5 protein-coding genes and 1 pseudogene are annotated in these 6,775 nt (G+C 71.0%); all 6 read left to right on the top strand.

Annotation, left to right across the window (positions count from 1 at the left end; translation table 11 throughout):
* A partial coding sequence (locus EFK10_RS25415; RefSeq protein WP_322973397.1) for a Pls/PosA family non-ribosomal peptide synthetase occupies positions 1 to 1,500 on the top strand: 1,500 nt, incomplete at its 5' end.
* Positions 1,464 to 2,801: a M1 family metallopeptidase gene (locus EFK10_RS25410; RefSeq protein WP_127357990.1), complete on the top strand. Its 1,338-nt coding sequence runs from the start codon at positions 1,464 to 1,466 to the stop codon at positions 2,799 to 2,801. The genes EFK10_RS25415 and EFK10_RS25410, both read left to right, overlap by 37 nt.
* An 83-nt stretch (positions 2,802 to 2,884) precedes the next feature.
* A pseudogene (locus EFK10_RS25405) lies at positions 2,885 to 4,031 on the top strand (anion permease).
* A 14-nt stretch (positions 4,032 to 4,045) separates the two neighbouring features.
* Entirely contained in the window at positions 4,046 to 4,291 is a 246-nt protein-coding gene (locus tag EFK10_RS25400; protein WP_127357989.1) for a hypothetical protein, read from the top strand.
* Between the two features lie 34 nt (positions 4,292 to 4,325).
* Positions 4,326 to 5,183 (top strand): polyphosphate kinase 2, encoded by an 858-nt coding sequence (ppk2, locus tag EFK10_RS25395; protein ID WP_127357991.1) that lies wholly within the window; start codon positions 4,326 to 4,328, stop codon positions 5,181 to 5,183.
* A gap of 77 nt (positions 5,184 to 5,260) precedes the next feature.
* Positions 5,261 to 6,775: glycosyltransferase family 39 protein (locus tag EFK10_RS25390; RefSeq protein ID WP_164836145.1), on the top strand; the 1,515-nt coding region annotated here is incomplete at its 3' end.

The raw sequence follows: 6,775 nt of genomic DNA, 5'->3' as shown, positions 1-6,775 counted from the left end.
GTACCGGCCGGCGAGCGCTGGGCGGGCGTCCCGGCGGCACGCCAGGGCAAGGCCAACCGCAACCGCCCCGAGGGCCGTCCGCCGCGCCGGCGCCGCTGGACCGCCGTCTACACCCTCACCTCGCTCGCCCTCGGTCTGCTCCCGGCCCTGGCCGCGCTGCCCGGGGTGCTGGTGATCGGCGCTTTCGTACGCGGCCGGACCGGCCTCGGTGACGCGCTGGCCGCCGCCCTGGCCGCCGTGCCGCTCGCGACGGCCGCCGCCATGGTCACGTACGCGGCTCTCGTCCTGGCCGGCGTACGGCTGCTGGCCATCGGCCTGCGCAAGGGCCACCACCCCGTCCACGGCCGCGTGGCCTGGCAGGCGTGGGCGACCGAGCGGCTGATGGACATGGCCCGTGTCCACCTCTTCCCGCTGTACGCCAGCCTGTTCACGCCGGTGTGGCTGCGGGCGCTCGGCATGAAGGTGGGCCGCCGGGTCGAGGCCTCCACCGTGCTGGCGCTGCCCACGATGACGACGGTCGGCGACGGTGCCTTCCTGGCCGACGACACCATGATCGCGTCGTACGAACTCGGCGGCGGCTGGCTGCGGATCGCCGAGGCACGCATCGGCAAGCGGGCCTTCCTCGGCAACTCCGGGATGACGGCCGCCGGGCGGTCCGTGCCCAAGCGCGGCCTGGTCGGCGTGCTGTCGGCGACGCCCAAGCGGGCCAAGGCCGGCAGCTCGTGGCTCGGCATGCCGCCGATGAAGCTGCCCCGGGCGGCCGAAGCGGCCGACGCCAGCCGCACCTTCGACCCGCCCAGGCGGCTGATGTGGGCCCGCGCGGTCGTCGAGCTGTGCCGGATCGTGCCGGTGACGTGCGGCGTGGCGCTGGCCGTGCTCGCGCTGGGCGTCTTCGAGCTGCTGGCCGTCCGTATGGGGCTCGCCCTGGCGGTGCTGTGCGGCGGGGCGATTCTGCTGGCCGGGGGAGTGGTGGCCTGCGTGACCGCGATCGCGGCGAAGTGGCTGCTGGCCGGGCGTTTCCGGGCAGTCGAGCACCCGCTGTGGTCGTCCTTCGTGTGGCGCAACGAACTCGCCGACACCTTCGTGGAGGTGCTCGCAGCGCCGTGGCTGGTCGGCGCGACCGCCGGCACGCCGCTGATGAACCTGTGGCTGCGCGGGCTCGGCGCCCGCGTCGGACGCGGCGCCTGGTGCGAGACGTACTGGCTGCCGGAGGCCGACCTGGTCACCATCGGCGGCGGGGCGAGCGTGAACCGCGGCTGCGTCGTGCAGACCCACCTTTTCCACGACCGGATCATGCGCATGGACAATGTTGTCGTCGGTGAGGGCGCGACGCTGGGCCCGCACGGCATCGCGCTGCCCGGCGCGGTCATCGGGGAGCGGGCCGCGGTCGGCCCTGCCTCGCTGGTGATGCGCGGGGAGATCGTGCCCGCCGGCACCCGTTGGCTGGGCAATCCGATCGCGGCATGGAACACGGAACAAGCGGAGGATGCACAAGGGTGACGGATTCGTACCTGCCGCAGCACGGCGACAGCGGTTACCGGACCACGGATTACGACCTGGAACTGGACTACCGACCGCACTCCGGCCGGCTCTCCGCCCGGGCCAGGATCACCGCCGTCGCGGAACGGCCGCTGCCCGAAGTCGCCCTCGACCTCGGCCCGTTCCGTATCGACCGGGTCCTGGTCGACGGCGTCCGCCCGGTCCGCTACACCCATCGCTCCGACAAGCTCCGCGTCCGCCCGGGCCGCCCGCTGCGGGCCGGGGTGCCGTTCACCGTCGAGGTGCGCTACACCGGCGTCCCCAGGCCCGTCCGCACCCGCGACTGGGGCGACCTCGGCTGGGAGCAGCTGGAGGAGGGCGCGTTGGTGGCGTCCCAGCCGATGGGCGCCCGTTCGTGGTTCCCGTGCAACGACCGCCCGGACGACAAGGCCGCCTACCGGATCGCGGTGACCACTCCGTCGCCCTACACCGTCGTCGCCAACGGCTCGCTCGTCTCGCGTACGATCAGCTCCTCCACCACCACCTGGGTCTACGAGCAGGCCGCCCCCATGGCCAGCTACCTCGCGACCGTCCAGATCGGCCCGTACGAGCTGGTCGAGGTGGAGGGCGCCGGAGCGGTGCCTCAGCCCGCCGCGGTGCCGCGCCGGCTGTTGAGCCGCTTCGGGCACGACTTCGCGCGTCAGCCGGAGATGATGACCGTTTTCACCGACCTCTTCGGCCCCTACCCCTTCGACGACTACGCGGTCGTGGTCGTCGACGAAGAACTGGACGTGCCCGTCGAGGCCCAGGGGCTGTCCATCTTCGGCGCCAACCACGTCGACGGCCGGCGCGGCAGCGAGCGACTGGTCGCCCACGAACTGGCCCACCAGTGGTTCGGCAACAGCCTCACCGTCGCCGACTGGCGCCACATATGGCTCAACGAGGGCTTCGCCAAGTACGCCGAATGGCTCTGGTCCGAGTTCTCCGGCGGCCCCTCGGCGACCGCTCTCGCCGTCAAGTCCCGCTCCCGCCTCGCCCTCATGCGCCAGGACATCCGCGTCGCCGACCCCGGCCTGCGCCGCCTCTTCGACGACCGCGTCTACGAGCGCGGCGCCCTCACCCTGCACGCCCTGCGTACGGTCATCGGGCACGCGGCCTTCGTGGCGCTGCTGCGGGAGTGGACGGCCACGTACCGGCACCGGACGGTCACGACCGAGGAGTTCACGGCCCTCGCGCGGCGGCATAGCCAGCACCCGCTGGACGGATTGTTCCGGATGTGGCTGTACGACACGAAGCTGCCGGCGCTGCCGCAAGTGCGCTGAACTGATGCGCCGTTGAAGATCGTATGGACGGAACTTCCCGCGGGCTTCGTTCGGCGTATGCCGGGGACTGCTTCGCTGTCCGCATGGAGCACATCACTTTCCTCGTCGCGGTAGTGATTGTCACCGCTCTGGCCTTCGACTTCACCAACGGCTTCCACGACACAGCCAATGCGATGGCCACCTCGATCGCCACAGGCGCGCTGCGCCCCAAGGTCGCGGTCCTCATCGCGGGGGTCCTGAACATCGTCGGAGCCTTTCTGTCCACCGAGGTCGCCAAGACCATCTCCGGCGGCATCGTCGACGACACCCTGGTCACCCCCGGCATGATCTTCGCCGGGCTGGTCAGCGCCATCCTGTGGAATCTGCTGACCTGGCTGCTCGGTCTGCCGTCCAGCTCCTCCCACGCCCTGTTCGGCGGCCTGATCGGCGCCGTGTGGGTCGGGCGGGACAAAACGGTGTGCACTTTGACAAGGTTGTCGAGAAGATCCTCATCCCGGCGGTGGCGTCGCCGGTCGTCGCCGGCCTCGCGGCGCTGTTCGCGACCTATCCGGTGTACCGGATCAGCAGCCGGGCGCGCGGGGAGTCGGTGACGCGTGGCTTCCGGGTCGGGCAGATCGCTTCCGCGTCGCTGGTCTCGCTCGCGCACGGCACCAACGACGCGCAGAAGACCATGGGCGTCATCACCCTCACCCTGATCTCGGTGGGCACCCTCGGGCCCGACGCCGGGCCGCCGCTGTGGGTGATCGCGTCGGCAGGGCTGGCCATCGGCCTGGGCACGTACATCGGCGGTTGGCGGATCATCCGCACCATGGGCAAGGGGATCACTGACATCCAGTCCCCGCAGGGGTTCGCGGCCGAGACCGCCTCCACCGCCGTGATCCTCACCTCGGCCCACCTGGGCTTCGCGCTGTCCACGACGCAGGTCTGCTCCGGTGGCATCCTCGGCGCCGGACTGGGCAGGCGGCTGGCCGAGGTACGCTGGAGCACCGTCGGCCGAATGGCGGTGGCCTGGCTGGTCACGCTGCCGGCGGCGGCGGTCGGCGCGCTCGCGGCAGCCGTGGTCGTGCACGGCGGCACCTTCGGCACGGTCCTGATCGCGATGGCGGCCCTGACGGTGGCCGCGGGCATCTACCTCACCTCACCTCGCGCCGCAACCCGGTTCACGCGGACAATGTCAATGACCACCACGAAGTCGCCGTACGCCCGCAGCCGGCCGGCGTCGGTGTCTGAGAGAGGAACACACCATGACTCTGGACTGGAGTGCCCTCGGTCAGGTGACCGTGGTGAGCATCGGGGCGACCGTCGCGGTCGTCGTGGTCTTCACCCTCGGGGTACTGGTGCTCGCACGGCGGGAAGAGTTGACGGAGGGGGGCGGCGGTACGGGCGGCGGAGGTGCTGTCGCGCTGGCGGGCGCGGGACTGTGCTTCCTTGTCTGCGCGGCGGCCGTCCTGTACGGGCTCTACCTGATTATCCCCCAGTTCCACAACTGAGGAGGGGACCGTGATAGAGCTGTTGCAGCAAGGCATGCGGGTGGACCACACCGACATCGACGACCCGATCCTGGTCCACCCCGACGGCAGCCCGGTCGACACCTGGCGCGAGAACTACCCCTACCGGGAGCGGATGAGCCGGCCCGAGTACGACCGGCACAAGCGGCTGCAGCAGATAGAGCTGCTGAAGCTGCAGTACTGGGTCAAGGAGACCGGCCAGCGGATCGTCATTCTCTTCGAGGGCCGCGACGCCGCCGGCAAGGGCGGCACCATCAAGCGCTTCACCGAGCACCTCAATCCGCGCGGCGCCCGCGTCGTCGCCCTGGAGAAGCCCACCGAACGCGAGCGCGGGCAGTGGTACTTCCAGCGTTACGTCGAGCATCTGCCGACCGCCGGTGAGCTCGTGCTCTTCGACCGCTCCTGGTACAACCGGGCGGGCGTCGAGCGCGTCATGGGTTTTTGCGACGACGACGAGTACCGGCAGTTCATGGCCCAGGCGCCCACCTTCGAGCGGATGCTGGTGGACGACGGCATCCACCTCATCAAGTTCTGGTTCTCGGTCTCCCAGGGCGAGCAGCGCACCCGCTTCACCATCCGTCAGATCGACCCGGTCCGGCAGTGGAAGCTCAGCCCCATGGACCTGGCCTCGCTGGACAAGTGGGACGACTACACGGCCGCCAAGGTGGCGATGTTCCGCGCCACGGACACCGAACACGCCCCCTGGACCGTGGTGAAGAGCAACGACAAGAAGCGCGCCCGGGTGGAGGCCATGCGCAGCGTCCTGGCCCGATTCCCGTACCCCGACAAGGACCATGAGGTCGTCGGCGTACCCGACCCGAAGATCATCGGGGCGGCGGCCACGCTCCTGGAGGCCGGCGAGGACGCCTCTTAGAAGCTTCTCACGCAGAGCACAGACCGCGCATAGACATGTCAAAGGGTCGCCTCAGCCCGCTGACCCATGCTCAGGCCATGACTACTTTGACGCACCCGCCGCACAGTGCGGCCGAGACCGAGGCCCCCGACCGGCGGACCGGCAGCCCGCGCTGGGTGCGGCCCGCCGTGCTGGGCCTGCTGCTCGGCACACTGGCGCTTTACCTGTGGGACCTCAGCGCCTCGGGCTGGGCCAACAGCTTCTACTCCGCCGCCGTACAGGCGGGCAGCGAGAGCTGGAAGGCCTTCTTCTTCGGCTCCTCCGACGCCGCCAACTTCATCACCGTCGACAAGCCCCCCGCCTCCCTGTGGCCCATGGACCTGTCGGTCCGGATCTTCGGCCTCAGCTCCTGGTCGATCCTGGCCCCCGAAGCGCTGATGGGCACGGCGGCGGTCGGCGTCCTGTACGCGGCCGTACGGCGCCGCTTCGGCCCGGGGGCGGGGCTGATCGCGGGCGCGGCGCTGGCGCTGACCCCGGTGGCGGCGCTGATGTTCCGCTACAACAACCCCGAGGCGCTGCTGACGCTGCTGATGGTCTGCACCGTGTACTGCACGCAGCGCGCCACCGAGCAGGCCCGCACCAAGTGGCTGCTGCTGGCGGGGGTTTGCGTCGGCTTCGGCTTCCTCACCAAGACCTTCCAGGCCTTCCTGATCCTGCCCGCCCTGGCGCTGGTCTACGGAGTGTGCGCGCCGACCCGGCTGCGCCGCCGCCTGTGGCAGCTCGCGCTCGCCCTGGGGGCGATCGTGGTGTCCGGCGGCTGGTGGGTGGCGATCGTCGAGCTGTGGCCCGCGTCCTCACGTCCGTACATCGGCGGGTCACAGGACAACAGCTTCCTGTCGCTGACCTTCGGCTACAACGGCTTCGGCCGGCTCACCGGCAACGAGACCGGCAGCATGGGCTCGACCGGCAACTCCAGCCCGACCGGTGTCTTCCGGATGTTCACCAACGAGATGGGCGGCGAGATCTCCTGGCTGCTGCCCGCAGCGGTGATCCTGCTGGTCGCGGGGCTGTGGATGACGCGGCGCGGCGGCCGTGCCGACGAGCGGCGCTCGGCCCTGCTGCTGTGGGGCGGCTCGCTGCTCTGCACGCTCGCGGTCTTCGACTTTATGAGCGGCATCTTCCACGCGTACTACACGATCGCGCTGGCCCCCTACATCGCGGCGCTGGTGGGCATGGGCGCCGGACTGCTGTGGCAGGAGCGGCGGAGCATCGCGGTCTCCTCCGTGCTCGGCGGCGCCGTCGCGATGACGGCCGTCTGGTCGTACGTCCTGCTGGGCCGGGCCTCGGGGGACTCGTACACCTGGCTCCGCTGGGTGGTGCTGTCCGCCGGGCTGATCGCGGCGGCCGGCATCGTCGTGGCGGGGCGCCTGAGCCGGCGGCTGGCCCTGGCGGCCGCATCGCTGGCGGTCGTGGCCTCGCTGGCCGGGCCCCTCGCGTACACACTGACGACGGTGAGCACCGCGCACACCGGCCCCCTGCCGACCGCCGGCCCCAGGGCGGCGGGCATGGGCATGGGCGGCGGTGGCGGTGGCGGCGGCGGCAGGCCGGGCGGA

This window comes from Streptomyces soli, assembly GCF_003999195.1.
Lineage (GTDB): Bacteria > Actinomycetota > Actinomycetes > Streptomycetales > Streptomycetaceae > Actinacidiphila > Actinacidiphila soli.
The sequence above is the reverse complement of the archived record's forward strand: the minus strand, read 5'-3'. Positions and strand labels throughout refer to the sequence as shown.